Origin of the sequence: Barrientosiimonas humi (genome assembly GCF_006716095.1) — a bacterium.
Lineage (GTDB): Bacteria > Actinomycetota > Actinomycetes > Actinomycetales > Dermatophilaceae > Barrientosiimonas > Barrientosiimonas humi.
On sequence record NZ_VFOK01000001.1, the window covers coordinates 1,026,809 to 1,048,106 of the forward strand.

Below are 21,298 nucleotides of genomic sequence, written 5' to 3' on the forward strand. Positions count from 1 at the left end.
GGCGGTCGGATTGCTGCCCCGGGGCGGGGGCGGGACACGCCGACCACCATCGTACGTCCGGGTGGGCGAGCCGCTGATGTGACGTCGGTTGCACGGCCGGCTCTGCCAGGCTGGCCACCGTGAAGGCGACACCGAGGTTCTGGTCCGCGGCCGAGTCCGGCGTCGAGACTCCCGAGGGCCACCACTGGTTCCTGCGCAAGTGGGGCTGGTCGGACGTGTCGGTCGAGGACGCCGCCGCGCAGGCGCGCGAGCGGCTGCAGCAGGTGATCACCAAGGTGCGCACCGGGCAGGAGCTCGGGTGGGACTACTACCCCCGCACCCCGCTGCGCGAGCCGATCCTCGCCGACGTCACCACGCCCGACGGGACCCTGATCGCGCAGGTGACCCGCAACCGCTACGGCACCGACGTGCTCAACACCGACCGGATGCTGATCGCCGACGTCGACCTGGCGGTGGCCCGCAGGCGGGGCCCGCTGTTCCAGGTCACCGAGCCGGGTGGGCTGCTGGGCCGGCTGTTCGGGCGGCGCGACGTGGAGCAGGTGGCGCCGTCGGCGGACGAGCAGGCCGAGCAGGCGGCGATGCTGCGCATCCAGCAGTGGGCCGCCGCGCACCCCGACTGGGGCGTGCACGTGTATCGGACGAACGCCGGTCTGCGGGTGCTCGTGACCGGCGCCGACCTTCCCGCGGGCAGCGCGGCCGCCGAGCAGGCGCTGAACGACCTGCGCAGCGATCCGATCTACGTGCTGCTGTGCGCGACGCACGAGACCTATCGCGCGCGGCTCACGCCGAAGCCGTGGCGGGTGCGGCACTGGGCGCTCACCGTGCCCTGGCCGCACCGCTCGCCCGCGGACGACCGCCGGTTCCAGGACTGGATCACCGGATATGTGGACAAGAGCGCGGCGTACGCCACCTGCCGGCTGGTCTGGCGCGCCGGCCCGCCGCCCGGCCCGGCCGAGCAGCAGCTGCTCGCCCTGCACGACCAGGTGACGCGGGTGGGGCAGCAGCTTCCGCTGGCGTGAGGTCTCGATTCGCCTTGCGGCTAGGGCCTCGTGGCTACTCGACCAGCTTTCAGGCGATCACGTCGGGGAGGCGCTTCTCGACGAACGGGAGCACCTCGGCGACGGTGACGTCGCGGCCCAGCTCCTGGGAGAGCGTCGTGACGCCGGCGTCGGGGATGCCGCACGGCACGATGGTCTGCGCCCACGACAGGTCGCAGTCGCAGTTGAGGGCGAAGCCGTGCATGGTCACGTCCTGGCTGACCCGGATGCCGATCTGCCCGAGCTTGCGCTCCGGGCGAGCGCCGTCGGCGGCGAGCCAGACGCCGCTGCGCCCCTCGACGCGGGTGGCGTCGCCCAGCCCGAGATCCGCGCAGACGTCGATCATCAGCTGCTCGAGCCGGCGTACGTGCCCCACGACGTCGACCGGGTCGGGCAGCCGGACGATCGGGTAGCCCACGAGCTGGCCGGGACCGTGCCAGGTGATCTTGCCGCCGCGGTCGACGTCGATGACCGGGGTGCCGTCGAACGGGCGCTCGTGCGGCTCCGTGCGCTTGCCCGCGGTGTAGACGGCGGCGTGCTCCAGCAGCAGCGTCGTGTCAGGCTGCTCACCGGCCACGACCCGGGCGTGCACCTCGCGCTGGACGTCCCAGGCGTGCTGGTAGTCGACGTAGTCGGGGGCGAAGCCGAGGTGCTCGATCTGCATGCGCACCACGGTACGCCCGGCGCGACCTAGGGTGTCCGCATGCCATCACCCCGCCACCTCGCCCGGTCGGATCGAGGGGCCGGTCGCGGCCGGTGGTGGTTGCTGGCCCTCGTGATCGCCTGGCTGGTGATCGGAGGTATCGGTGGTCCCACGGTGGGGCAGCTGTCCAGCGTGCAGGAGAACGAGAACGCGTCGTTCCTGCCGGGGGAGGCGGAGTCGACCCGCGCCGCGGCCGAGGCGGCGGACCTGAGCCCGGCGACGATTCCGTACTTCGTCGTGGTCAGCCGCGACGGCGGGCTGAGGCCGAGCGATCGTACGGCCGTGCAGCGGTTCGCCTCCGAGGTCGCCGCGGGCGAGCTGGCGCCGGGGCATCCGCTCTCGGACTACCTCGCCCAGCCGCAACCGGTGGTGGTGCCGAACGACCCGCAGCGGCCCGAGGCGGTGCTCGCGATCATCAGCCTTCGTGCCGATCGCGCCGAGCAGATGATCGGAGAGGACTCCCCGATCACGCTCGCCGGCGACCGGTTGCGCGGCGTGAGCGAGCGGGTGCTCGAGCCCGCCGGGCTGACGGCGTACGTCACCGGGCCCGGCGGGTTCATCACCGACCTGGAGAGCGCCTTCGCCGGGATCGACGGCTTGCTGCTCCTGGTCGCGCTCGGCGTGGTGTTCGTGATCCTGCTGCTGGTCTATCGCAGCCCGCTGCTGCCGATCGCGGTGCTGGTCAGCTCGGTGTTCGGCCTGGCGCTCGCGGCGCTGGTGATCTATCCGCTCGCCGATCGCGGCACGCTCGAGCTGAGCGGCCAGAGCCAGGGGATCCTGTTCATCCTCGTGGTGGGCGCGGCGACCGACTACGCGCTGCTGCTGGTCAGCCGCTATCGCGAGGAGCTGCACCGGCACGAGCGGCCCATGGACGCGATGCGCGTGGCGTGGCGCGCCTCGCTCGAGCCGATCGCTGCGAGCGCCGCCACGGTCGTCCTCGGTCTGCTGTGCCTGTCCTTCTCCGAGCTCGGCAACACCCGCAGCCTCGGGCCGGTCGGTGCGCTCGGGATCGCCGGGGCGCTGCTGTCGGCGCTGACCTTTCTGCCGTCGGTGCTGGTGCTGGCGGGCCGGCGGATCTTCTGGCCGGCGGTGCCGCGGCACGACGACCAGGCCCAGCACGACATCGACCTGCGCGGGCGCGGGATCTGGACCCGGGTGGCGCGCACGGTCGGGCGCCGGCCGCGGGCCGTGCTCGTGGGCGTGACGGTCGGGCTGCTCGCGTGCGCCGCTGCGGCGCCGATGCTCGACGTGGGCGCCGTGCGGCAGACCGACATCTTCCGCACCAGCGTCGACTCGGTCACGGGGCAGCGGGAGCTGGAGCGGTTCTTCCCTGACGGTGCGGGCTCGCCGGCGACCGTGGTCGCCACGACGGCGCAGGTGCCGCAGGTGGTGCAGCTCGCGAGCAACACCGACGGCGTCTCCAGCGCGCAGCCCGGTCCGTCGATCGGTGGCCGCACGGTGGTGCAGGTGACGTTCGACGACCCGGCCGACTCGCAACCGGCCGAGGAGTCGGTGCAGCGGCTGCGCGGGTCGTTGGACGAGATCAGTCCCGAGCTGCTCGTGGGCGGCCCGACGGCGAGCGCGCTCGACCTGCGCGAGGCGAGCAACCGCGACCTGCGGCTGATCGTGCCGGTGATCCTGCTCGTCGTCACGATCGTGCTCGCGGTGCTGCTGCGGGCGGTGGTGGCGCCGCTGCTGCTGGTGGTCGCCAACGTGCTGTCGTTCGCCGCGACGCTCGGGGTGGCGGCGCTGGTGTTCGGGCTGCTCGACCTGCCGAGCGTCGACCCGCAGATCCCGCTGTACGCCTTCGTCTTCCTCGTCGCGCTCGGCGTCGACTACTCCATCTTCCTGATGACCAGGGCACGGGAGGAGTCGGGCAGGTACGGCACCAGACGCGGCACGCTGCTGGCGCTCGCGGTCACCGGCGGGGTGATCACGAGCGCGGGAATCGTTCTGGCAGCGACGTTCTCGGCGCTCGTCGTGATCCCGTTGCTGTTCCTGCTGCAGGTCGCGTTCCTGGTGGCGTTCGGGGTGCTGCTCGACACGCTCGTGGTGCGCTCGCTGCTCGTTCCGGCGCTGACGCTGGTCACCGGGCCGAAGGTCTGGTGGCCGTCGCGGCTGGCTCGCGAGAAGGCTGCGAAGGTTTCGGAGAACGCTGCGAAGGTTTCGGAGAACAAGGCGACGGAGGAGGACGCATGACACGTGCAGCGCTGGCCGGGTACGGCTCGGCCGGACGAGGCATCCACGCGCCGCTGCTGCAGGCGGCGGGGGTCGACATCGTGGCCGTGAGCACGTCGAACCCCGAGCGGGCGGCGGAGGTGCGGGCCGAGCTGCCCGGCACCGAGGTCGAACCCGATCTCACGGCGCTGCTCGCGCGGGACGACGTCGACTTCGTCGTGCTGGCAACGCCCAGTGGGCAGCACGCCGAGCACGTGACGGCGTGCCTGGAGGCGGGACGGCCGGTCGTGGTCGACAAGCCGTTGGCGGTCGACGAGGCTCAGGCGGCCACGGTCGTACGGCGGGCGCGGGATGTCGGCGTCCCGCTCACCGTCTTCCAGAACCGGCGGTTCGACCCTCAGCACACGACGCTGCGCAGGCTCCTGCTGGAGGGGACGCTGGGCGAGGTGTTCCGGCACGAGTTCCGTTGGGAGCGTTGGCGGCCCGTCCCCAAGCAGCGGTGGCGCGAGAACGCCACGGCGGTCGACGGCGGGGGCATCCTGCTCGACCTGCACACGCACCTGGTGGACGCGTCGGTGAACCTGTTCGGGCCGGTGGAGCGGGTGTTCGCCGAGGTCGCGGCGCGGTCGACCCCGGCCGAGGACGACGCGTTCGTGGTCGCGGAGCACGCGAGCGGGGTCGTGTCGCATCTCGGCGCCACGTCGCTCGCCGGCGCGCCCGGGCCGCGGGTGCGCGTGCTCGGCACGGCCGGCGCCTACCTGCTCGACTCCTTCGAGCAGGAGCTGAGCGTCTACCCCGATCTCACCCAGGAACCCGACCAGGCCGGCTGGCTCGTGCGGGGCGTGGAGCGTACGCCCGTCGCGGCCGCGCCCTCCGACCAGGCCGACTTCTATCGCGCGGTGGTCGCGGCGCTGGGCGCCCCGGACCCGCAGGCCGCGATGCCGGTCGACCCGGCGGACGCGGTGCACGTGCTCGCGGTGATCGACGCCGCCCGCCGCAGCGCCGCCGAGCACCAGGTGGTCACGCTCGGCTGAGCGCGGGCGGGGAGGGTCTTGGTCGGTGACGCGAGCCGGTGGTGCAGGTGGCGCGTCGCGGCGCAGGAAGCGGCGTCCGGAGGGCTCGGGGAGCAAGCTCGCCGGCCCCTCTTCGTTGGGGCGTGTGGTGCACCAGCGGCCGGCGGGGGTTGTCCGCGCGAGCGCGAGCACCCTGCAGCGGAGGTCCGCTGCATCGTGACCGGCCTGCAGCGCACGCCTTGGCGGAGGTCCGGCACAGCGTGCGACGCGTGGCCAGGCCGCGCCGCACCCTTCGGCGGACGACCGTCGGGTAGTGCGCTCTGCCGCACTGTTCGGCGGAGGTCCGGCACCTCGTGACCGGCGCACCGCGCACGCTTCGGCGGAGGACCGTCGGGTAGTGCGCTCTGCCGCACTGTTCGGCGGAGGTCCGGCACAGCGTGACCGGCGCACCGCGCACCCTTCAGCGGAGGTCCGGCGCACCGTGACCATCCGCAGCGCACTGCCCGGCGGAGGACCGTTGGGACGTGCGCTCTGCCGCACCCTGACCAACGGCCGCGTCCGCTGGGACCTCACCCCCGGCCGCATGCCCCAACAACCCCGCCTGAGCGACACCGCATGAGCCGGAACGCTCGAACCGTGATGGACGGCATCGCCCGATCTGCGTTCGCGAACAGCGCTCGGTCTGCAGCGAAACCGTTGCTGGACATGGGTTTTCGCAGCAGCGCGCTGTGTGGTCGAGGCTCAGGGAAGCAGGACAACGCGGCCGCGGCCGCCCTGGCCGAACGCGTCGTAGGCGCGGTCGAACTCTGCCAAGGGGTACGTCTCGCGTACCCGGGCAGGCAACGAGCCGTCGGCGGTGGCTGCGAGCAGCTGGGCGAGCCGGACTCCGTCGGGCTGCACCCTGACGGAGCGGACCTCGACCGCGTCGGACGGTTCGGTGGTGCCGGTGACGACCTCGACGAGCCGGCCGCCAGGACGTACGACATCGCGGGCCCGCGCCCGGAGGTTCCCCGCGTCGAGCGCCGCGTCGACTTCGACACCGTCGAGGCTGGTGACGAGCCGGCCGCCGACGCTCTCGACGTACTCGCGGTCGGTCTCCCGAGCCAGGCCGACCACGTTCCAGCCGCGCTGAACGGCGAGCGGCACGGCGTAGCCGCCCACCCCGCCGGCCGCGCCGGTGACCAGGAGCGTCCGGTCAGGGGCGTCGAGGTCGTCGAGCAACGCCAGCGCCTGGTCGGCGGTGAGGCTGTTGAGCGGTACCGAAGCCGCGGCGACGTCGTCGAGCGCGTCGGGCAGGGCGGCGACGTCAGCGGCCGGAGCGACGATCTCCGTGGACTGCCCACCGCGCTCCTTCACGGCTCCGGGGACGAGCCCGGCCACCCGAATCCTTGGCGCAGCGACGGATCGGCAACGCCGGGGCCCACTTCGGTCACGGTCCCCGCCACGTCCCACCCGAGCCCCTGCGGCTCGTCGGGCGCCCAGCCCTGTTCGAGGGCGTAGCCGGCGCGGACGTAGGTGTCGACGGGGTTGATGCCCGCCGCGGTGACTTTGATGCGCACGGCGTCGTCGGGAAGCGGCTCGGGCTCCACCTCGGCGAGACGTAGGCCGCCGTGCTGATCGGTCTGGAGTGCACGCATGGAGATGCTCCTTGGTCGTGGCGCGCGGATCTGACGTGAACTACTCTCGACAGCGGTGCTATCCAAAGGGAAGTAGTTACCTGAGAGTGCGTTGCGTTCCGCGGGGGCGCGCGCCCGGCCGAGAGGGGTCCGACCGTGCCGACGATGACCGCGGCGCAGCGCCGCAGCCAGGCGAAGCTGGACTACGACGCCTATCTCGCGGTCTGCCCCAGCCGGCAGGTGCTCGAACGGATCAGTGACAAGTGGGTCGCGCTCGTGCTGTGCGCGCTGGCCGACGGGGAGCAGCGCTACTCCGAGCTGGCGCGGCGGATCGCGGGCGTGAGCCCCAAGATGCTGACCCAGACCCTGCGCAACCTCGAGCGCGACGGGCTCGTCGTGCGCAGCGTGACCCCGACGGTGCCGGTCACCGTCGCATATGCCCTCACACCGCTGGGTTCCTCTCTGCAGCAACAGATTCGGCTGCTCAAGGGATGGGCCGAGCAGCACATCACCGAGATCGCCGAGGCGCGCGCGGCGTACGACGCGGGCGCCGACGCATGAGCCGGGTCATCCACACCGGTCAGGCGCTCGTCGACCTGGTGCTGCGCGTCGACGACCTCCCACGCCGCGGTGGCAACGTCATGGCCGACGAGGGCACCCGTTATGCCGCCGGTTCGGTGAACATCCTTCTGGCAGCAGCGCGTTCGGGCGCCGAGTGCGTGCTGGCGGGTGCGCACGGAACCGGGCCCAACGGCGACCTGATCCGGTCCGCGCTCGAGGCCGAGGGCGTCTCCGTCGTGGCCGAACCGGTCGCCGACCTCGACTCCGGCGTGTGCGTGGTCATGGTCGAACCGACGGGGGAGCGGACGTTCGTCACGACGCGCGCGGCCGAGCGACTGCTCACCGTCGACGGGCTCGCCGCCTCGGAACCGAGGCCGGGCGATCTCGTGTGCCTGACCGGCTACTCGCTCGTCGGCCGCACGCGCGATCCCCTGCTGGAGTGGCTCGACACGCTCGACCCCGGAGCCCTCGTCGTCCTCGACCCCGGCGCGATCTTCGCCGATCTCGAGCCTGCCCTGCGCGAGCGGGTGCTGGCCCGTACGTCCGTGTGGACCTCGAACGCCGACGAGGCTCGCGCCCTGGTCGGCGCCGGTGACGAGATCGACCTGGCGCAGGCGGCGCGTGCCGTCGCGAGCCTGCTCCCCGAGGGCGCGGTCGTGATCGTTCGAGACGGGCCCGCCGGGTGCGTGGTGCACGAGCGCGGAGCCAGCACCGACGTACCCGGATATCCACGAAAGCCCATAGACACCAACGGTGCTGGCGACGCGCACACGGGTGTGCTGGTCGCCGAGGCCGCGCAGGGCACCGACTGGGTCACGGCCGCGCGCCGCGGGAACGCGGCCGGCGCCATCAAGGTCACCCGTGAGGGGCCGGCGACCGCCCCGACCCGCGCCGAGATCGACGCGTTCCTCGCGGCCGAGGAGGGTCAGCGGCCGTAGCGGCGGATCGCGTCCTTCACGGCCGGGATGCGCGCCGGCGCCATCGAGACCTCCCAGACGCCCCGGGCGAGCAGCGACATGGCGAGGCCCGGATCGCCGGCCATCTCGCCGCAGACCGCGACAGGGATGCCGCGGCTGGCCGCCTGCTCGGTCAGCGCGTCGAGCACCCGCTTCATCGCGGAGGAGTCGGGGTCGAGCAGCGGCGCGAGGTCGGGCTCGGTGCGGTCCGCGGCGCTGAGATAGGCGGCGAGGTCGTTCGACCCGACCGACACGAAATCCACCACGTCGGCGAACTCCTCGACGGTCAGCGCCGCCGCCGGCACCTCGACCATGATGCCGACCGCCTCGGGTGCGGCGTGCTCGACACCGTCAGACACCAGCGACGCCACGGCCGCCTCGACCGCCTCGCGGAAGGCCTGGGCCTCCTCGACCGTCGTCACCATCGGCGCCATCACCGAGACGCGGTGCCCGACCGAGGCGCGCGCGATCGCGCGCAGCTGCGTGTGCAGCAGCTCGGGGTGGGCGAGCAGGTAGCGCAACCCGCGGATCCCCAGGAACCCGTTGTGCTCAGGGGTCACGTCGAGCGTGCGCACCGGCTTGTCCCCGCCTGCGTCGAGCACCCGCACCACGACGGGCCGGTCGCCCAGCACGTCGAGGATCTCGGTCAGGTCGTCGCGCTGGGTGTCCTCGTCGGGATAGGTCTCGCGGTCGAGCACGAGCAGCTCGGTGCGCAGCAACCCGACCCCGTCGGCGCCGTTGGCCACCGCCGCTCGCGCGTCGGCGACTGACCCCACATTGGCGGCCACGAGAACCGAACGTCCCTGGAAATCAACGGGTTCCACGGCCTGCTCGCGCAGCTCGGCCGTGCGCCGATCCTGCGCTTCGGCGCGCTCCCGAGCCCGACGTACGTCATCGGCCGGCGGGTCGATCGCGACCGTGCCGTCCGCCCCGTCGAGGACCACCTGCGCGCCCTCGTCGACGTCGTCGACGCGGGGGAACCGGATCACCATGGGGAGCCCCAGCCCGCGCGCGACGACCACCGCGTGCGCGGTGGGGGAGCCGCCGCCGAGGGCAACCCCGACGGCGCCCTGCTCGACCAGCTCGGTGACCTCGGCCGGGCCGACCTCGTCGGCGAGCACCACTGCGCCGCTGACGGATTCGTCGATGCGCGACACCTCGACGCCCAGGTGGCGCAGCACCCGGGCACCCGCCTCGCGCACGTCGATGGCACGAGCGGCCACGACCTCGTCGTCGCTGGCCGCCAGGTCGTCGGCAAGCCGTCGGACCTCCCGCCACCACGACTGCGCCGCGCCGTCGGACAGGTCGGCGACCGCCGCGTCGAGCAGCGAGGGATCACGCAGGATCGCGGCGTGCGCCTGGGCCAGGTCGTCGCCGCCGTCGAGCTCGGCTGCCGCGACGTCGACCGCGTCGCTCAGCCGTTCCCGTTCCTCGGCCGGCTCGCCGACCCGGGACGGTGCGGGAAGGTCGTCCGGCAGGTCGCCGAGGCGGTGCGCCGGGCCGACGGCGAGACCGGGGGAGGCGGGCGTACCGGCGGTCGTTGCCGAAAGGTCAATTCTGGTGGGTGCGCCGGCGGTGGCACCGGCGACAAGTGACCTCTCAGCGTCGCCCGGGCTCGCCTTGTCGTTCGTGCCGCCCGTGCCTCCTACGCCGGACGGTGCGTCGATGCCCGCCTCGCCGAACCCGGCGCGAACGGCCTCCGCGACCTGGTCGAGCACGGCCTCGGCTCCGTCCCCCGACGCCTCCAGGGTGACCTGGTCACCGGCGCGGGTGCCGAGGCGTACGACGGACATCACCGAGCGCAGGTCGACCGGACTCTTGCCCTCGACCGACACGGTCACCGGGACCGCCGAGGAGGACACCAGGCGTGCCAGCTCGGCGGCCGGACGCGCATGCAGGCCAAGCGGATTCACGATCTCGACCGTGCGGGTGGTCGCGGCCGGGCCGGCAGCAGCACCGCGCTCGGAACCGTCAGCGTCCGCCCCGCCGGCACCCGCGCCGCCACCAACCGCGCCCGCGTCGCCACCCGCTGCACCAACCGCGCCCGCGCCGCCACCATCCGCGCCCGCATCGCCGCCGGCCTCCCGCGCAGCAGCCACCACGGCGCTCAGCCCACCGCCGCCCTCGGCGGCGACGGCAGCGGCGATCGCGCCCTCGACCACGGGGGCCTCGACGATCACCCGCCGCTCGGCAACGTCCGGATCGGCCATCTCCAGCGCCATCTCGGTGGTCAGCAGCGCCGAGCCGAGGTCGTACAGGATCGCGACCCCGTCACCGGTGTCGGCCTCGTCGAGCGCCGTGCTGATCAGGTCGAACGACGTGCCCACGCCGCCCGAGCCGTCACCACCGGCCGCGACGAGGCGCACCGACGGCGCCATCTGCGAGGCGAGCTCGACGACACCTTCCGCCACCTGCGCGCTGTGCGAGACGACGACGAGTCCGACGCTCATCCCGCGCTGGAGGCGCTGGTCGCGAGGCTGCGCAGGAGGTACGCCGTGCTCTGGGCTCCGGGGTCGACGTGACCCACCGAGCGCTCACCGAGGTAGGACGCGCGCCCCTTGCGCGCCTCCAGCGGGGCGGTCTCCGAGGCTGCCTGCTCCGCGGCGGCGGCCGCGGCCTCGAGCACGTCGGCCACCGACCCTTCCTCGGCCGCAGACTGGGCGGCCTGCACCGCGGGCTCGAACGCGTCGATCATCGTCTTGTCTCCGACGGCAGCCTTGCCGCGCGCCACGACGCCCTCGGCCGCGGCCGACAGCGCGTCGGAAACCATTGCCGCGTCGAGGGTCTCGGCGTCGCCCACCTTCGTCGCCGCGCGCAGGAACGCGGTGCCGAACAGCGGACCCGACGCCCCTCCGACCGTGGAGATCAGCGTCGTCGCCACGAGCTTGAGCACCGCGCCGGGCGTGCCGGGCTCGTCGGCGTCGAGCTTCTCGACCACCGCGCGGAACCCGCGCACCAGGTTGGCGCCGTGGTCGCCGTCGCCGATCTCGCGGTCGAGATGGGTGAGCTCGGTGTGGTGCTGCTCGATCGTCTCGGCCATCTGCCGCACCGCAGCGGCGGTCGCGGCGGCGTCGCAGCTCGCCATCAGGCGTCCCGTCGCAGGGCGATGGTGCTGACCGGGGCGTCCCACAGCTCGGTGAGCTGCTCGTCCAGCCGCAGCAGGGTGATCGACATTCCTTGCATCTCCAATGACGTGATGTAGTTGCCGACGAGCGACCGGCTGACCTCGATCCCCTTGTCGGACAAGAACTTTCGGGCACTGTTGTACGCGAGGTACAGCTCGATGACCGGCGTGCCGCCCATCCCGTTGACGAACAGGAGCACCTGGTCGCCCTCGGCGTACGGCAGGTCGTCGACGATCGCGGTCAGCAGCGTCTCGACGATGGCGTCGGCCGGCTGCAGCTTGACCTTCTCGCGGCCGGGCTCGCCGTGGATGCCGATGCCGAGCTCGATCTCGTCGTCGCCGAGCTCGAACGACGGCTCGCCCGAGTGCGGCACGGTGCACGGCGTGAGCGCGACACCCATCGAGCGCACCTGGCGGACGACCTTCTCGGCGACCGCGGTCACCTCGTCGAGGGAGTCGCCGCGCTCGGCCGCGGCGCCGGCGATCTTCTCGACCAGGACGGTGCCGGCGACGCCGCGGCGGCCGGCGGTGAAGGTGGAGTCCTTCACGGCGACGTCGTCGTCCACGATCACCGAGCGCACCTCGATGTCCTCGGCTGCGGCCAGCTCGGCGGCGGTCTCGAAGTTGAGCACGTCGCCGGTGTAGTTCTTCACGATGTGCAGCACGCCCGCGCCGCCGTCGACCGCCTGGGTCGCGGCCAGCACCTGGTCGGGCGTGGGTGAGGTGAACACGGCGCCGGGCGCGGCCGCCGAGAGCATCCCGCGGCCGACGAACCCGCCGTGCAGCGGCTCGTGGCCCGAGCCGCCGCCCGACACCAGCGCGACCTTGCCCTCCACGGGTGCGTCGGCGCGCACGACGTAGTCGGGCTTGGTGCGCACGGTGATCAGGTCGGGGTGCGCCTGCGCCATCCCGGCCAGCGCCTCGCTGACCACCTCGTCGGGGTCGTTGATGATCTTCTTCACGTCGCGGCTCCTTCGTGGCGGGTACCCCCTCGATCTTGCCGTCCAGCGCTGCCGCGCGCAGCCCTTCGTCCACCTCGTCCTGTGTGACCTGCGCCGCCCGACGTTGATCCGATCAACGTTGGCCCCCGCAGCCGGCGGCACGACCGTGGCGCCATGACCACCACTACGCCCCAGCCCATCGTCACTCCGCCCGGACTCGCCGGGGTCGTCGTCGCCGACACCGCCGTCGGTGACGTGCGCGGCGACGACGGCTTCTTCCACTACCGGCAGTACGACGCCCTCGACCTGGCACGGCACGTCACCTTCGAGGAGGTCTGGCACCTGATGGTCCGCGGCACGCTCCCGGACGCGGCGCAGGCCCGGGCCTGGGCTGCCGAGGTGGCGGCGGCCGCGGAGCCGGCCGAGGACGTACGCCGGGAGCTGACCGAGGTGCTGCGGCGCGTCGGTGGCGGCGCCGACCCGCTGATGTCGCTGCGCACGGCGCTGTCGGCGTACGGCGCGCTCACCGGGCTGCGGCCGCTGTGGGACCTCGACCCCGAGCAACGGACGGCGGACGCCGTGCGCGTCGCCGCGATCGTGCCGTGGCTGGTCACCGCCGCCCACCGGCTCGCGCAGGGCGCGCAGCCGCTCGCGCCGCGCCCGGAGCTGGGCGTGGTCGGGAGCTATCTGTGGCTGCTCAGCGGCGAGGAGCCGCGCGAGGCGCACGTGCGCGCGATCAGCCGATACCTCTGCCTCACCGTCGACCACGGCTTCAACGCCTCGACGTTCACCGCGCGCGTGATCGCCTCGACCGGCGCCGACCTGGCGGCCTGCGTCGTCGGCGGCATCGGCGCGCTCTCCGGACCGCTGCACGGCGGTGCGCCCTCGAGGGCGCTCGACGCGCTGGATGCCATCGGCACCGTCGACAACGCCTACCCGTGGGCGCTCGAGCAGCTGCGGTCGGGGGAGCGGGTGATGGGCTTCGGGCACGCGATCTATCGCGGTCCCGACCCACGCTCGGAGCTGCTGCGGGAGACCGTGATCGAGCTCGGTGGACCGACCGCCGAGCTGGCCGTGGCGGCCGAGGCGGAGGTCGTGCGCGCGCTGGCGGAGCACAAGCCGGAGCGGGTGCTGCGTGCCAACGTGGAGTACTACGCCGGCGTCGTCATGCAGTCGTGCGGGATCCCGCGGTCGATGTTCACCCCGACCTTCGCGGTGAGCCGGGTCGTCGGCTGGACCGCCCACGTCCTGGAGCAGGCGCAGCAGCGCAAGATCATCCGGCCGAGCTCGAGGTACGTCGGTCCGCCCGCGCCGCAGCCGTTGCCCTGACGTCCGGTCACCGGCGGGCGGTCTGGTGCCGTGCGACCATGCCGGTATGCGCGACGAGACCGAGCTCGACGTCGGAGAGGCCGTCCAGGTCTTCTGGGAGGCCGCGCGCAACCACGCGAGGCTCAACCCGGCGCCGGCCTATTTCGGCAGGACGCCGCTGGAGACCGTGCCGCCGCCGGCCTGGTCGTTCGGCGGCACCCAGGAGCAGGCGGGCGAGCTCGCGGCGCTCGTGCTCGACGGTCGCAAGACGGCGACCGCCAGCGCGCTGTGGGACTACGAGGCCGAGGACGAGCCGCTGCCGAAGGTCGGGCAGATGTCGATCGTCCTCGACGGCCATCAGCGGCCGGTCGCGCTCATCGTGACGACCGAGGTCGCCACGGTGCCGTTCGACCGGGTCGACGCCGAGCACGCCGCGGCCGAGGGCGAGGGGGACCGGTCGCTCGATCACTGGCGCGAGACGCACGAGCGGTTCTTCCGCGAGTTCCGTTCGCACGAGAGGGATTTCGACCCTTCGATGCCGGTGGTGATCGAACGGTTCAGGGTGCTCTATCCCAAGCCGCCCAAGGCGGGCGAGTAGTCCACGCGCCGAAGCCGGTCGAACAGTCAAGCCGCCCAAGCCGGTCGAGTAGTCGCGAGGGACGAGCGACGTATCGAGACCCCTTCCTCGAGACCCCCTGCTCGAGCACCGCCTCAGCGTCGGCCGGTGTAGACCGCCCGCGGCCGGAAGCGCAGCGGCTGCCGTCGCTCCTCCAGGGTGTGCGCGGCGAAGCCGGCGAGCCGGCCGACCAGGAAGATCGCCTCGCCGGCGTCGTGGTGCAGCCCACGGGCCTGCGTGAGCACGGCGAGGGCGAGGTCGACGTTCGGCTCCATCCCGGTGCGCTGCAGCGCGGCGAGCCGCAACGCCTCGACCTGCAGGTCCAGCCCCGGGTCGTCCCGCCCGAGCTCGGCGAGCAGGTGGTCGGCGCGCGGGTCGGTTCCGCGATAGACCTTGTGACCGAATCCGGCTGTGCTGCGGTCGATCTCGGGGAGGACCGCGCCGCGGTCGCCGATCCAGCGCGTCCACAGGTCCAGGGCCGGACGTGAGGCGGTTCCGTGCCGGGGGCCGCCGAGCGCGGCCGCGCCGGTGAGCAGCGCGAGGGGCATCGCGGCCCCCGTGCCGGCTGCCGCGCGCACCGCGATGGTCGAGGTCGCCAGTTCGTGGTCGGCGAGCAGCACGAGCGCGCGGCGCACGAGGTCGACCGTGCTCGGCGACGGGTCGTGGACGCTTAGCCCGTGGGCCACGGTGGTGGCCAGATCGCCCTGCCACCCGGACCCTTCCGGCCCCAGCGCACAGGCGGCGAGAACCATCGCCTCCCGGGCGGCCCCGAGCTCGGCGCCGTTGCCGTCGCCGTCGGCGTCGCCGTCGGACGAGGGCTGTGCAGGGCGGGCTGCGAGCAGACCCAGCGCGACGCGGGCGCGAGCGGCCGGGGAGGCTCCGCGCGGGCATACGGCGTGGACGTGGGTGACGACCTCGTCGAGGCCGTCCGGCGGCGACCAAGCGCCCGATCTGCCTGTCTGCCAGAGGATCTCGGCGACGTCCTCGAGGCTGCGCTCGGTCGCCAACGACGTCGCGTCGAGGCCGCGGAAGAGCAGCCGCCCCTGCGGGTCGAGCTCGGTGATGGCCGTGTCGAGGTGCAGCTCGAGGCTGCCCGCGCGGGTGCGTCGCCCGCGCTCGACCAGCGCCTGCACCTGCGCACGGTCGAGCAGCGAGGCGCGGTGGCCGTTCGCGTCGACGGTGTGAGACCGGTCGAGCAGCCCGCGGCTGATGTAGGCGTAGACCGTCTCGCGTCGCACGCCGAGCAGGTCCGCGGCGGCCGCCACCGTCACGCGCTCCCGATCGGCCATGCCGGCCACGATAGGCAGACCGTGACGGATCGGCTCAGAAAACCCCTGTGGACAACGTTTTCGCGCCTTGCGCGCTGCCAGGCTCGCAAGGGTGAGGCAGCACGAGGACGACGGTGACGACCTGGACCGAGTCGGCGAGGACGTACGCCCGGAGCCGCCCGACCTGCCCGGCTACCGGGTCGGCGCGCATCTGGGCAGCGGGGCGAGCGGGATGGTCTGGGCGGTCACCCGTGCGGCCGACGACGCGCGGCTGGCCGCGAAGGTGCTGCTCGCGCCGGTGGAGGAGGCGTGCTCCGAGACGGCGTTCCTGCAGCGGCTCGAGCACGAGCACGTGCTGCGCCTGCACGACACCGTGCTCGACACGAGCGGTCCGGTGCCGCGCCTGGCGATGATCACCGACCTGGCCGAGGGCGGGTCGCTCGGCACGGCGGTGGCCGGCCGCGGGCATCTCACGGTGGGCGAGGTGGTCACGGTGCTCACCCCGCTGGCCCGCACGCTGCACGACCTGCACGGTCAGGGGCTCGTGCACGGCGACCTGAGCCCGGCCAACGTGCTGCTCGACGCCCACGGCAAGCCGCTGCTGGCCGACTTCGGCATCGCCCGCCTCGCGGCCGGCGACGACGCGCAGCTCTGGGGCACCACGGGGTTCGTGGCTCCCGAGGTGCTCGCGGGGGAGCGGCCCGAGCCCGCCGCCGACGTGTTCGCGCTCGGCGCCCTCGCGTGGACCTGCCTCGTCGGGGAGGCGCCGGGGCCCGCCGCGCTGCGCCCGCACCTGCCCGACGTCGCCCCGCAGGCGCCGCCGCAGGTGTGCGATCTCGTGCTCAGCTGCCTCGCGCACACGCCCGAGGCGCGGCCGAGCGCCGGGGAGCTGGCGCTGGCGCTGTGGGACGCCGCACCTGCCGAGCCGGCGCCGGTGCCCGGGTCGGAGGGGTCGCGCGCGGCCCCGACGCCGCTGGACCCGTGGAGCGGTCTGACCCAGCGCATCCGGGAGAGCGCGACGGCCCCCGAGCCGGAGCCGGAGGTGGCATGGCACCGCCTCCCCGCCGTACGCCGGTCGCTCCTGGTCGCGGCCGTCGCCGGCCTCGTGGCCGGGTTGGTCGTGGTGTGGCCGGCAGGATCACGCACCGGCGAGTCCCGTGTGGTGGCAGGGGTTTCCGCGCCTGCACCGGCGGCGACCCCGGCTGCTCGCACGAAGCCGTCGATCGCCCCCGTGCCGCCGCGGGAGAACCGCACGACGCCGCCGCGGGAGAGTCGCCCCGCTCCGCCTGGCCCCTCCGCGCAGCGCACGCCTGGAACCTCTGCCGGACCGGACCGGCCCCAGCCGTCGTCGCCCGCGCCTACCGCTGCACCAGCCGGTCAGGACCCGACGGCAACCCTGCGCGCCGACCCGCGCGCCGTCGTCCAGGGACTCGTCGACCAGCGGGCCAAGGCTTGGGGGAGTGGCCGCGGGCTCGACGCCGCGCTGGTGGTCGACTCGGCCGCGTTCCGCAGCGACGCCGCCGACCTGAGGTCAGCGGCGTCGATGGGGGTGAGCTATCGGGGGTTGAGCTTCCGGGTGCGCGAGGCGCGTCTGAGCGGCCAGAGCCCGGGCCGCCGCGGCGGCGACCAGGTCGACGTGGTCGCGGTCATCGACCGGTCGGCCTACCGGGTCGAGGGTTCGGCCCCGGCCCGCTTCGCCGCCAGCGCGGGTCAGCGGGTGCGCCTCACCCTGCAGCGCACGCCGCAGGGCTGGCGCATCGCCGACTGGCGCGCCGCGTGAGTCAGCCCGAGCGCCGGGTCGGCTCGGCCGCGATGGCCTCGCGCACCGGAGCCTGGATCAGCCCGAGCGCCGGGCCCGCTCGGCCGCGACGGCCTCGCGCACGGCCGGTGCGATCTCGTCGCTGATCCGGCGCAGCTGCGACTCGACGGGTGGCACGCCGAAGACGTAGGCGTTCATGCCGTGCTCCAGCGTGACCGTGGTGAGCAGGTCGATCCACTGCGACGTGGAGAAGTCGCCCCACACGTTGTAGACCCGGTTGATCTCGCTCGGGTCGCGTCCGGCCTCGAGCGCGGCCGCGTCGATGCGCTCGTGCGGCTCGGCCAGCGTCTTCGGCGGCAGGAACGCGAGCGAGGGCAACCAGCCGTCGGCCTTGCTGCCGAGCAGGTGCAGCATGCGCGGACCGCGCGCCCCCAGCCAGATGCCGATGTCGTGCGCGGGCGGCGGGCCGGGATGGGCGCCGTCGAGCGAGTAGTGCTTGCCCGCATAGCTCGTCGGCTGCGACGCCCAGAACAGCCGCATCACGTCGACCGCCTCCACCATCGCGTCGACCGCCTCGCGGCGGGGACGTGCGGTGCCGCCGAGCGCTTCGACGCCGGCGGGGAACGCTCCGGTGCCGAGGCCGACCTCGACCCGCCCACCGGTGATCCGGTCGAGCGAGGCCGCGGCCTTGGCCAGCAGCACCGGGTTGCGCAGCGACAGGTTGGCGACGTCGGTGAAGACCCGCACCCGCTCGGTCACGGCGCCCACCGCGGTGAGCAGCGTCAGCGCGTCGAGGTGGCCGGCGTTGTAGGCGTGGTCCTGCACCCCGATCAGGTCGAGCCCGGCACGGTCGGCGACGCGCGCCGCGTCGAGGAGCACGTCGGGCCGGCCTGCGTCGGGGGACATGAACCAGCCGAACTCCAGCGGCCGTCCGTAGTCGGTCATGGCGTCACCTCGGCAGCCTCGAGCGTCGTCGGGGCGGGCTCCGGGGCCGGCTTGCCGCGGCTCGCGGCAGCCTCCTCGTCGCGCACCCGGAACGACACGATCACGCCGAGCACCGCGACGGCGGCGGCCACCAGGAAGACGTCCTGGTAGGCGTCGAACGCAGCGGCTGCGCGGGCGGCCTCGCCGGCCGTGCTGGCGAGGGACTCCAGGTGGCTCGTCATGCGCACGGTCAGCGTGGTGGCCAGCAGCGCCACGCCGAGGCTCGCGGCGACCTGCCGCGCGGTGGAGAACAGCGCGCTGGCGCGAGCCGTCTCCTGCGGCGTGATCGAGGAGAACGCGGCGGCCTGCACGGGCACCATGATGAACGCGCCCGCCATGCCCATGAGGAACATCGAGCTGCGGATCAGCCACAGGCTCGACCCGGCGTCGACCAGCGCCAGCATCACCTGGCTCACGGTGATCACCGCGAAGCCACCGGCGAGCATCCGGCGCGGACCGACCTGCTGGAAGACCCGGTTGGTGAACGGCAGCATCACGAGCATCCCGAACGCCTGGAACATCGTGAGCAGCCCCGACTCGGTGGCGGTCAGGCCCATGGTGGTCTGCACCATCAGGGGCACGACGAACAGCGCACCCATCGTGGCCGCGGCCGCGGGCATGAGGATCAGGTTGCCCAGCCGGAACATCCGGTTGCGCAGCAGCTGCAGGTCGATCATCGGCGCAGCGACGCGTCGCTCGGTCACGACGAACGCGGCGATCAGCGCCGCGCCGGCGGTGACCAGCAGCAGCGAGGCCTGGTCGGACCAGCCCTCGCGCGCGCCGCGCTCCAGGCCGACGAGCAGGGTCGCGAGGCCGGCGCCACCGGTGAGGAAGCCGAGCACGTCGAGCCGCTCACGAGCCGTACGCTCGCCGGGCCTGAGCGCGACCGCGCTGAAGATCAGTCCGACGATGCCGACCGGCACCTTGAGCAGGAAGACCCACCGCCAGGAGACGTTGTCGGCGAGCCAGCCGCCGAGCACCGGCCCGAGGGCGGGCGCCAGGGTGGTCGGGATCGCGAGCACCGCGGAGGCGCGGGCGCGCTCGTGCGGCGGGAACGCCCGGAACAGCATGGCCGTGCCGACCGGGGTCAGCAGACCACCGCCGACACCCTGGGTCACGCGCGCGACCAGCAGCTCGGTGACCGAGCCCGCGAGACCCGCCCACAGGGAGGCACCGGTGTAGATCGCCAGCGCCAGCACGAACGTGCGCTTGTCGCCGAACCGGTCCGCGACCCAGCCCGACGCGGGGATGAAGACGGCCAGGCTCACGAGATAGCCCGTGACCAGCCACTGCAGCTCGGAGGTCTCGGCGCCGAAGTGCTCACCGAGGATCGGCAGGGCGGTGTTGAGCACCGTCATGTCGAGGATCTCCATGAACAGCGCCATGACGAACGCCGTGGCCACCAGCCACTTGTAGGGGATCTTGCGCAGCATCGCGTCCTCGGATCAGGCGATCGCGAGCTGGAGGGAGAGCACGAGGCCGGAGAAGGCGAGCAGCACCAGGGCGCCGACCGAGTTCTTGACGGTGTCGTGCGCGCGCACGTGGAAGATGATGGCGCCGATCATCATGAGCACCAGGCCGACGGCGGCCAGGATGCCGAGCGGCTGCAGCCACAGCCCGATCAGGACGCCGAGCGCACCGAGCACCTCGAGCGCGCCGACGAGCTGCTGCAGGCCGGGCGTGACGCCCAGGCCCTCCAGGGTGCCCGTGACGGGTTCGGCGCGGCGCAGCTTGCCCACGCCGGCGCCCAGGAACGCGAGCATCAGCAGGGCGGAGAGAATGATGGTCGTGATGGTCACGATCGTGGACCTCCGGGGAAGAGTGGGAAGAGAACGACGGGCACAACGGTTCACTGGGTGAAGTTATTTCTTCACTGGACCAAGTAATATCCGTCACGACGAGAGGGCTGGCATGGCGACGAGGCGAGCGGTGAAGCAGCAGGCGGTGGAGCCGTCGGTGCGCATGGCGACGCTCGACGGGCTGCTGCGCACGGCCATCGAGCTGCGCCGCCACGTCGAGTCGGTGGCGCGCGAGTTCGAGCTCAGCGCGCCCCAGGCGCGCCTCGTGCTGATCCTCGACGAACCCATGCGCATGCAGCGCGCGGCCGTCGCGACCGCGTGCGAGCCGTCGCACCTGACGGCCCTGGCCGACCAGCTCGAGGCGGCCGGTCTGATCACTCGCGAGGCTGACCCCGACGACCGTCGCGCGCGCCGACTCTGCTTGACCGACAAGGGGATTCGGCTGCGCACGCGACTCGCCCCGGCGATGCTCGACGAGGCGCCGGTGGTCGGCGGCCTCGACGACGGTCAGTGCGCCGCGCTGATCGGCCTGCTCGACCCGAAGGAGGAGGCATGAACCGGCCGATGCCCGCTCTCGCGGCCGACGTCCCAGGGCTCCGCGGTCACCCGCCGCATTTCGTACGTCCACGCACGATCTGAGAGTGGGTAGCGAACCGCCCGGGCGCAGCACCGACGTGCCGCGCCCGGGCGGTTCGCTGCCCGGCGGATCAGGCCTGGGTGGTGCTGGTCCCCGGCAGCGCGCACGAGTCATCGGTGCAGACGGCGGCGTCGTCGCCGCCCAGGACCTGCACCGGGTGCTCCTTGGCCCAGACCTCGTCCAGCGCGGAGCGGAAGGCCTCGACGGGCTGGGCGCCGGAGACGGCGTACTTGCCGTCGATGAGGAAGAACGGCACGCCGGTGATGCCGGTGGCGCGGGCCTTGGCCTCGTCGGCGCGCACGGCGTCGGCGAACTCCTCGCCCGCGAGCACCTCGCGCACGCGCGACTCGTCGAGCCCGACCTCGGTGGCGACGCGGACCAGCTCGTCGCGGTCGCCTGCGCGCAGGCCGTGGGCGAAGTAGCCGGTCATCAGCGCGTGCATCAGCTCGCGCCCGCGGCCGCTCTGCTCGGCGAGGTGCACGAGCCGGTGGGCGTCGAAAGTGTTGGTGGTGCTGGCCTTTCGCGTGTCGAACTCCAGCCCGACCGCCTGGGCCTTCTCGCCGATGCCACGCTGCATGGCCTCGACCTGGGCGGGGGTCGTGCCGAACTTCGCGGCCAGTGCCTCGGCCATGGGCGTGTGCTCGCCGGGCGTCGCGCTCGGGTCGAGCTCGAAGCTGCGCGGCACGATCTCGACGTCGTCGGGGTGCGCGAATCCCTCGAGCGCGAGGTCGAGATGACGCTCGCCGATGTAGCAGAACGGGCAGGCCACGTCGGACCAGATCTCAATCTTCATGTCAG

20 protein-coding genes are annotated in these 21,298 nt (G+C 73.3%); 9 read left to right on the plus strand and 11 right to left on the minus strand.

Going from position 1 to position 21,298, the window contains the following annotated elements:
- Nucleotides 1–119: 119 nt before the first annotated feature.
- A complete protein-coding gene (locus FB554_RS04825) occupies nt 120–1,019 on the plus strand; it encodes a hypothetical protein (RefSeq protein WP_142004936.1) in 900 nt (299 codons plus the stop codon).
- A gap of 49 nt (nt 1,020–1,068) precedes the next feature.
- Here the strand turns inward: FB554_RS04825 and lipB are convergent, their stop codons facing one another.
- The gene (gene lipB / locus FB554_RS04830) at nt 1,069–1,701 is read right to left on the minus strand and encodes a lipoyl(octanoyl) transferase LipB (RefSeq protein WP_142004937.1); all 633 of its coding nucleotides are present in this window, start codon (nt 1,699–1,701) and stop codon (nt 1,069–1,071) included.
- 39 nt (nt 1,702–1,740) lie between these two features.
- Here lipB and FB554_RS04835 point away from each other — a divergent pair, with 39 nt between their 5' ends.
- Together FB554_RS04835 and FB554_RS04840 are read left to right on the plus strand one after the other, a co-directional pair.
- Nucleotides 1,741–3,939, plus strand: coding sequence for an MMPL family transporter (locus FB554_RS04835; protein WP_142004938.1), 2,199 nt, complete (start codon nt 1,741–1,743; stop codon nt 3,937–3,939).
- Nucleotides 3,936–4,952, plus strand: coding sequence for a Gfo/Idh/MocA family protein (locus FB554_RS04840; RefSeq protein WP_142004939.1), 1,017 nt, complete (start codon nt 3,936–3,938; stop codon nt 4,950–4,952). The genes FB554_RS04835 and FB554_RS04840 overlap by 4 nt, the downstream gene beginning before the upstream one ends.
- Before the next feature lie 720 nt (nt 4,953–5,672).
- Here the strand turns inward: FB554_RS04840 and FB554_RS04845 are convergent.
- A complete protein-coding gene (locus tag FB554_RS04845) occupies nt 5,673–6,311 on the minus strand; it encodes a zinc-binding dehydrogenase (RefSeq protein WP_170206783.1) in 639 nt (212 codons plus the stop codon).
- Nucleotides 6,284–6,568 carry an alcohol dehydrogenase catalytic domain-containing protein gene (locus tag FB554_RS04850; protein WP_142004941.1) on the minus strand — a complete coding sequence of 95 codons (285 nt, stop codon included), beginning with the start codon at nt 6,566–6,568 and terminating at the stop codon, nt 6,284–6,286. Before FB554_RS04850 ends, FB554_RS04845 begins: the two co-directional genes overlap by 28 nt.
- Before the next feature lie 144 nt (nt 6,569–6,712).
- Here FB554_RS04850 and FB554_RS04855 point away from each other — a divergent pair, with 144 nt between their 5' ends.
- Nucleotides 6,713–7,108 (plus strand): winged helix-turn-helix transcriptional regulator, encoded by a 396-nt coding sequence (locus FB554_RS04855; protein ID WP_211344646.1) that lies wholly within the window; start codon nt 6,713–6,715, stop codon nt 7,106–7,108.
- Nucleotides 7,105–8,046 carry a PfkB family carbohydrate kinase gene (locus FB554_RS04860; RefSeq protein ID WP_142004943.1) on the plus strand — a complete coding sequence of 314 codons (942 nt, stop codon included), beginning with the start codon at nt 7,105–7,107 and terminating at the stop codon, nt 8,044–8,046. Before FB554_RS04855 ends, FB554_RS04860 begins: the two co-directional genes overlap by 4 nt.
- On the opposite strand, the gene dhaM is transcribed toward FB554_RS04860, so the two are convergent.
- The 3 genes from dhaM to dhaK are packed head-to-tail and all read right to left on the minus strand — an operon-like array spanning nt 8,034 to nt 12,150.
- Nucleotides 8,034–10,514: a dihydroxyacetone kinase phosphoryl donor subunit DhaM gene (dhaM, locus tag FB554_RS04865; RefSeq protein WP_142004944.1), complete on the minus strand. Its 2,481-nt coding sequence runs from the start codon at nt 10,512–10,514 to the stop codon at nt 8,034–8,036. The two genes, FB554_RS04860 and dhaM, sit on opposite strands and share 13 nt — an antisense overlap.
- Nucleotides 10,511–11,149, minus strand: a complete 639-nt coding sequence (gene dhaL, locus FB554_RS04870; RefSeq protein ID WP_142004945.1) for a dihydroxyacetone kinase subunit DhaL — start codon at nt 11,147–11,149, stop codon at nt 10,511–10,513. The genes dhaM and dhaL overlap by 4 nt, the downstream gene beginning before the upstream one ends.
- Nucleotides 11,149–12,150 carry a dihydroxyacetone kinase subunit DhaK gene (dhaK, locus tag FB554_RS04875; RefSeq protein WP_142004946.1) on the minus strand — a complete coding sequence of 334 codons (1,002 nt, stop codon included), beginning with the start codon at nt 12,148–12,150 and terminating at the stop codon, nt 11,149–11,151. The genes dhaL and dhaK overlap by 1 nt, the downstream gene beginning before the upstream one ends.
- Nucleotides 12,151–12,303: 153 nt before the next feature.
- On the opposite strand from dhaK, the gene FB554_RS04880 reads away from it, so the two are divergent.
- Both FB554_RS04880 and FB554_RS04885 read left to right on the plus strand, forming a co-directional pair.
- Nucleotides 12,304–13,458 carry a citrate synthase gene (locus FB554_RS04880; RefSeq protein WP_142004947.1) on the plus strand — a complete coding sequence of 385 codons (1,155 nt, stop codon included), beginning with the start codon at nt 12,304–12,306 and terminating at the stop codon, nt 13,456–13,458.
- 46 nt (nt 13,459–13,504) lie between these two features.
- Nucleotides 13,505–14,035, plus strand: coding sequence for an ASCH domain-containing protein (locus FB554_RS04885; protein WP_142004948.1), 531 nt, complete (start codon nt 13,505–13,507; stop codon nt 14,033–14,035).
- 113 nt (nt 14,036–14,148) lie between these two features.
- On the opposite strand, the gene FB554_RS04890 is transcribed toward FB554_RS04885, so the two are convergent.
- The gene (locus tag FB554_RS04890; RefSeq protein ID WP_142004949.1) at nt 14,149–15,342 is read right to left on the minus strand and encodes a citrate/2-methylcitrate synthase; all 1,194 of its coding nucleotides are present in this window, start codon (nt 15,340–15,342) and stop codon (nt 14,149–14,151) included.
- Nucleotides 15,343–15,433: 91 nt separating this feature from the next.
- Between FB554_RS04890 and FB554_RS04895 the strand changes: the two genes are divergently transcribed.
- Nucleotides 15,434–17,101 carry a serine/threonine protein kinase gene (locus FB554_RS04895; protein ID WP_142004950.1) on the plus strand — a complete coding sequence of 556 codons (1,668 nt, stop codon included), beginning with the start codon at nt 15,434–15,436 and terminating at the stop codon, nt 17,099–17,101.
- 57 nt (nt 17,102–17,158) lie between these two features.
- On the opposite strand, the gene FB554_RS04900 is transcribed toward FB554_RS04895, so the two are convergent.
- From FB554_RS04900 to FB554_RS04910, 3 genes are read right to left on the minus strand one after another with little or no spacing between them, the layout of a single operon-like run.
- A complete protein-coding gene (locus FB554_RS04900) occupies nt 17,159–18,025 on the minus strand; it encodes an LLM class flavin-dependent oxidoreductase (RefSeq protein ID WP_142004951.1) in 867 nt (288 codons plus the stop codon).
- On the minus strand, nt 18,022–19,497 hold the full coding sequence (locus FB554_RS04905; protein WP_142004952.1) for an MDR family MFS transporter: 1,476 nt from the start codon (nt 19,495–19,497) through the stop codon (nt 18,022–18,024). Before FB554_RS04905 ends, FB554_RS04900 begins: the two co-directional genes overlap by 4 nt.
- Before the next feature lie 12 nt (nt 19,498–19,509).
- Nucleotides 19,510–19,863, minus strand: coding sequence for a DoxX family protein (locus tag FB554_RS04910; RefSeq protein ID WP_142004953.1), 354 nt, complete (start codon nt 19,861–19,863; stop codon nt 19,510–19,512).
- 112 nt (nt 19,864–19,975) lie between these two features.
- Between FB554_RS04910 and FB554_RS04915 the strand changes: the two genes are divergently transcribed.
- Nucleotides 19,976–20,419: a MarR family winged helix-turn-helix transcriptional regulator gene (locus tag FB554_RS04915; protein WP_142004954.1), complete on the plus strand. Its 444-nt coding sequence runs from the start codon at nt 19,976–19,978 to the stop codon at nt 20,417–20,419.
- 151 nt (nt 20,420–20,570) lie between these two features.
- On the opposite strand, the gene FB554_RS04920 is transcribed toward FB554_RS04915, so the two are convergent.
- Nucleotides 20,571–21,293 (minus strand): DsbA family oxidoreductase, encoded by a 723-nt coding sequence (locus FB554_RS04920; protein WP_142004955.1) that lies wholly within the window; start codon nt 21,291–21,293, stop codon nt 20,571–20,573.
- Nucleotides 21,294–21,298 lie beyond the last annotated feature (5 nt).

Excerpts from the sequence above, each read along its gene's own strand:
- FB554_RS04835 (WP_142004938.1), top strand. The coding sequence starts at position 1,741 with ATGCCATCACCCCGCCACCTCGCCCGGTCGGATCGAGGGGCCGGTCGC.
- lipB (WP_142004937.1), bottom strand. The coding sequence starts at position 1,701 with ATGCAGATCGAGCACCTCGGCTTCGCCCCCGACTACGTCGACTACCAG.
- FB554_RS04890 (WP_142004949.1), bottom strand. The coding sequence starts at position 15,342 with ATGGCCGATCGGGAGCGCGTGACGGTGGCGGCCGCCGCGGACCTGCTC.
- FB554_RS04915 (WP_142004954.1), top strand. The coding sequence starts at position 19,976 with ATGGCGACGAGGCGAGCGGTGAAGCAGCAGGCGGTGGAGCCGTCGGTG.
- FB554_RS04880 (WP_142004947.1), top strand. The coding sequence starts at position 12,304 with ATGACCACCACTACGCCCCAGCCCATCGTCACTCCGCCCGGACTCGCC.
- dhaM (WP_142004944.1), bottom strand. The coding sequence starts at position 10,514 with ATGAGCGTCGGACTCGTCGTCGTCTCGCACAGCGCGCAGGTGGCGGAA.
- FB554_RS04905 (WP_142004952.1), bottom strand. The coding sequence starts at position 19,497 with ATGCTGCGCAAGATCCCCTACAAGTGGCTGGTGGCCACGGCGTTCGTC.
- FB554_RS04920 (WP_142004955.1), bottom strand. The coding sequence starts at position 21,293 with ATGAAGATTGAGATCTGGTCCGACGTGGCCTGCCCGTTCTGCTACATC.
- FB554_RS04860 (WP_142004943.1), top strand. The coding sequence starts at position 7,105 with ATGAGCCGGGTCATCCACACCGGTCAGGCGCTCGTCGACCTGGTGCTG.
- FB554_RS04840 (WP_142004939.1), top strand. The coding sequence starts at position 3,936 with ATGACACGTGCAGCGCTGGCCGGGTACGGCTCGGCCGGACGAGGCATC.
- FB554_RS04885 (WP_142004948.1), top strand. The coding sequence starts at position 13,505 with ATGCGCGACGAGACCGAGCTCGACGTCGGAGAGGCCGTCCAGGTCTTC.
- FB554_RS04900 (WP_142004951.1), bottom strand. The coding sequence starts at position 18,025 with ATGACCGACTACGGACGGCCGCTGGAGTTCGGCTGGTTCATGTCCCCC.
- dhaL (WP_142004945.1), bottom strand. The coding sequence starts at position 11,149 with ATGGCGAGCTGCGACGCCGCCGCGACCGCCGCTGCGGTGCGGCAGATG.
- FB554_RS04850 (WP_142004941.1), bottom strand. The coding sequence starts at position 6,568 with ATGCGTGCACTCCAGACCGATCAGCACGGCGGCCTACGTCTCGCCGAG.
- FB554_RS04855 (WP_211344646.1), top strand. The coding sequence starts at position 6,713 with ATGACCGCGGCGCAGCGCCGCAGCCAGGCGAAGCTGGACTACGACGCC.